We start from the raw sequence: 2,930 nt of genomic DNA, 5'->3' as shown, positions 1-2,930 counted from the left end.
GAATTGCAGCGGCGAGCTTGTTTAGTTCCTGGCGCAGCAGTGCCACCGAGGCTTTGAGTTGCAAGGCAAGGCCGGTATCAAGAACATCGGAGCTGGTCATGCCCACGTGGATATACCTTCCGGCATCCCCCACGTTTTCGTTCACATTGGTTAAAAAAGCGATTACGTCGTGGCGCACTTCGGCTTCTATTTCAAGAATTCGCTCTTGTTTGAAGGCCGCTTTCTTTTTAATTTCTGCCAATGCCTCCGCTGGCACCATTCCCAGCTGGGCTTGGGCTTCGCAGGCAGCTATTTCCACATCCAGCCAGGATTGAAATTTTGCTTCTTCCGTCCAGATGCTGCCCATCTCCGGCAGGGTATAACGCTCAATCAAGGCAAATAATTAATCAACTTTCAATCTAGCTAACATTGTGTGTGAGCTTCAATCTTGAAATTTTCCAGTACACCGCCGGCCCCCAGGCCTGCTGCCTCACCCAACAACTGCGCCCATTGCAGTGGATCATTTCGAACGGGGGCAGATCGTGGGGATGCTGCAGAAGTTTTACAAAACAACCTGGCTGCAGCCTGGTGGGGAACATCAATACTGTGGCGCTTTGGCTACTCCTTGCTTCGGCATTAGCTAAAGCTTGTGCCATTTTCCTCAAAAAATTTCGTTAATTGTGGGGGGAATTTTTGATTTTGCTGGAATTGCGTTTGGATTTCCTCGGATTTGAGATGCTTTTCTTTTACATAGATCTTTTCAAAATTTGCTTTTGCCATGGCCCGTCGCCAACGCCTGGATCTGCGCTTAGTGGAACTGGGCTTAGCAGTTAGCCGCCATCAGGCTCAACAGCTGATCCGGGCCGGGCGGGTGCGCCTTGGGGTGGAAATTCTTGATAAACCCGGAAGAGAAATAGAACTGGATGCTCTACCTGAGGTGGCCATTCCGCCTCGGTTTGTATCAAGAGGAGGAGAAAAATTAGCGGCGGCCCTCAGCCAATTGCCGATCAAAGTGGAGGGGCGCTACTGCCTTGATGCCGGCATTTCAACCGGAGGCTTTAGCGACTGCTTGTTGCAGAACGGTGCAGCCCGGATATATGGCATTGATGTGGGCTACGGCCAGATCGCTTGGGCCCTGCGCACCAACCCACGCCTCGTGTTGAAAGAACGCACAAACGTGAGGCATTTGCAGCCCCAGCAGCTCTATGGCCCCCAAGACCCATGGCCCACCCTTGCAGTGGCTGACCTTTCTTTCATCTCCCTCGCCTTGGTGCTGCCTGCTCTGCAGGCATTGCTTGAGGGGGGCTCAACTGCAGAAGCAATTCTCCTGGTGAAACCGCAATTTGAAGTGGGGCGCTTGCGGGTGGGGAAGGGGGGAGTGGTGAGAGATACAAAGGCACAAGCGGATGCTGTGCTGGCTGTGGCGCAGGCAGCATTGCCCCTGGGATGGCTGCCCCAGGGCTTGGTGGCATCACCCATCACCGGCCCAGCTGGTAACCATGAGTACCTGCTTTGGCTCGGACCAAACAACACCTTTGGGGCTGATCAATGGCTTGATTTAGTGGCCCAGGTTGTGGCCTCAGCAAATTAGATAGCTTCAACATCGCGATCGCCTGTGCGGATGCGAATCACCGCTTCCACAGAGGAAACAAAAATCTTGCCATCACCGATCTCACCGGTGCGGGCAGCTTCTTGTACAGCGCTAACAACCGTGTCCACCTGGCTGTCGTCTACAACAATTTCAAGCTTCAGTTTTTGCAGGAATTCAACGGTGAATTCAGAACCGCGATAGCGCTCCACCTGGCCTTTCTGGCGACCAAAGCCACGCACTTCGCTCACCGTCATTCCAATGATGCCGGCATTAACCAACGCCATCTTCACGTCGTCGAGCTTGAAGGGGCGGATGATTGCTTCTACTTTTTTCATTTTGAGAGAACCACTGTTTGGTGCTTTGCCAGAATTATGGCGGCAAAGCTATTTCAGGAGCCCTTTGCTTCTGAAGGCGTAGCGATAGTTACGGTTAAGCCTTTTTTCTCTCTATCTCTTTTTTTGTGACCACCTCCAGCACCCAGCGCCCCAGCTATGGCGAACGCAATATCGCAGCAGCGGAGCTGATTTGTTTTGAAAATCCCCAGCAGGAAAGGCCATATCACATCGCAATTTCCTTGCCCGAATTTACCTGCAAATGCCCATTTTCTGGTTATCCAGATTTTGCAAAGCTGCAGCTAAATTATCAGCCAGGCCCGAAAGTGTTGGAATTAAAAGCAATTAAACTTTATGTGAACAGCTGGCGTGATTGCAGCATCTCCCATGAAGAAGTAGTGAATCGCATTCTGGATGATTTTGTGTTGGCGGCTGAACCAAATTGGATGGAATTGGTGGCTGATTTTAATCCTAGAGGCAATGTGCACACCGTTATTACAGTGCGCCATGGTTCACAGCAGCTTTAGCAATTAAAGGAAGCTCATCTGCAAATGCGGTGAGATTTCGATTGCAGAGGCCACCAATATGCAACTTATCACCATCAACTATTGCCCATATCTGCCGGGTTGCAATAAGGCTTAGTCCGCCACCTAATAGTAAAATCGCAAAGCCTGTATAAACTAACGGTACACCTGGGTCGCGTTTTATAAGTAGTCCGCTAGCTGGTAATACATCAACAAGGCGTATTGGTAAACCTTCAATTTCAATCGCATTACCCCCCACAGGTAGAAGGCCAAGCAATTCACTACCCGCTGCAAATACTTGGGCAGGACCGAGTTCAGTTTGCAAGGCTATTAATACTGGACCTGAACCATCTGGTTTGGTTGGTATTACTAACCCCCATACCTGTTCACCCAATTCAGGAAAGGTTTGTAAAGGTAATTGCAGCAACGGGCTATTACCGAGCTGAAGGGTTATGGCAGCCAAAGACCAGTCTGCCTGGTAAATAGTGATACCTCGATGCCGTA

General features: G+C 50.5%; 6 protein-coding genes. 2 read left to right on the top strand and 4 right to left on the bottom strand.

Annotation, left to right across the window (positions count from 1 at the left end; genetic code table 11):
• Nucleotides 1-373 (bottom strand): lyase family protein (locus tag KB557_RS10445; RefSeq protein WP_255133967.1); only part of this gene is annotated, 373 nt, incomplete at its 3' end.
• A gap of 242 nt (nucleotides 374-615) precedes the next feature.
• Nucleotides 616-759: a hypothetical protein gene (locus KB557_RS10440; RefSeq protein ID WP_255133965.1), complete on the bottom strand. Its 144-nt coding sequence runs from the start codon at nucleotides 757-759 to the stop codon at nucleotides 616-618.
• Between KB557_RS10440 and KB557_RS10435 the strand changes: the two genes are divergently transcribed.
• Nucleotides 758-1,570, top strand: a complete 813-nt coding sequence (locus KB557_RS10435; protein WP_255133963.1) for a TlyA family RNA methyltransferase — start codon at nucleotides 758-760, stop codon at nucleotides 1,568-1,570. The two genes, KB557_RS10440 and KB557_RS10435, sit on opposite strands and share 2 nt — an antisense overlap.
• Here the strand turns inward: KB557_RS10435 and KB557_RS10430 are convergent.
• Nucleotides 1,567-1,905 (bottom strand): P-II family nitrogen regulator, encoded by a 339-nt coding sequence (locus KB557_RS10430; RefSeq protein ID WP_255133961.1) that lies wholly within the window; start codon nucleotides 1,903-1,905, stop codon nucleotides 1,567-1,569. The two genes, KB557_RS10435 and KB557_RS10430, sit on opposite strands and share 4 nt — an antisense overlap.
• 125 nt (nucleotides 1,906-2,030) lie before the next feature.
• Between KB557_RS10430 and queF the strand changes: the two genes are divergently transcribed.
• Nucleotides 2,031-2,429, top strand: a complete 399-nt coding sequence (gene queF / locus KB557_RS10425; protein WP_255133959.1) for a preQ(1) synthase — start codon at nucleotides 2,031-2,033, stop codon at nucleotides 2,427-2,429.
• On the opposite strand, the gene KB557_RS10420 is transcribed toward queF, so the two are convergent.
• Nucleotides 2,398-2,930 (bottom strand): cytochrome c biogenesis protein ResB (locus KB557_RS10420; RefSeq protein ID WP_255133957.1); only part of this gene is annotated, 533 nt, incomplete at its 5' end. The genes queF and KB557_RS10420 overlap by 32 nt on opposite strands.

It is taken from the genome of Synechococcus sp. Cruz CV12-2-Slac-r, from assembly GCF_024346075.1.
Lineage (GTDB): Bacteria > Cyanobacteriota > Cyanobacteriia > PCC-6307 > Cyanobiaceae > Synechococcus_D.
This window is presented reverse-complemented; position numbering and strand designations above follow the sequence as displayed.

Coding starts and splice junctions, on each gene's coding strand:
- KB557_RS10430 (WP_255133961.1), bottom strand. CDS start 1,905: ATGAAAAAAGTAGAAGCAATCATCCGCCCCTTCAAGCTCGACGACGTG.
- KB557_RS10440 (WP_255133965.1), bottom strand. CDS start 759: ATGGCAAAAGCAAATTTTGAAAAGATCTATGTAAAAGAAAAGCATCTC.
- KB557_RS10435 (WP_255133963.1), top strand. CDS start 758: ATGGCCCGTCGCCAACGCCTGGATCTGCGCTTAGTGGAACTGGGCTTA.